Here is a 529-nt window from a genome sequence, read left to right on the forward strand (position 1 = left end):
ATGTAACCGCGTATTACCATTTCTACTTTAAAAGGCTCGCATAAATGCCCAATGGCTACGTTAGGATCGGGTGTGGCAACTAACCAGTTTGGTACTATATCTTGGGTAGCTTCCATCATTTTTGTAGCTATTTGGTTTAGTATTTGCCCTTTGTATGGTATGCCCTTTGGCATAACTACATCAAAGGCCGAAAGCCTATCTGTAGCTATCATTACCAATTGGTTATTATTTATGTTATAAACTTCTCTTACTTTGCCTTTGTATACGCTTTTTTGCCCCGGAAAGTTAAAGTTGGTATTTATTATTGTGTTGCTCATTGTTCTTGTTTTTGCCTTTAGTTTTGGCTATTGGCGCTCAATGTTATTGTTTTATTGTTTAAAAAAATGCTTTTTGCTGCAAAAATACACTTTCTTTTGGTTTGGGGTTAGCCCCGATTGAAACGGCATCCTTTTTTGAGGTACGAGAAAAAGATATAGTGGAAAGCGGGAAATAGCTTCTAAAAAAAATTAAATAGTGCTGTGTAAACATA

At 35.9% G+C, this 529-nt stretch carries 1 protein-coding gene; it reads right to left on the reverse strand.

Annotation, left to right across the window (positions count from 1 at the left end; all coding sequences use genetic code 11):
- Positions 1 to 317: phosphoribosylaminoimidazolesuccinocarboxamide synthase (locus FUA24_RS17135; RefSeq protein WP_317131962.1), on the reverse strand; the 317-nt coding region annotated here is incomplete at its 3' end.
- Positions 318 to 529 lie beyond the last annotated feature (212 nt).

It is taken from the genome of Seonamhaeicola marinus (assembly GCF_008085455.1).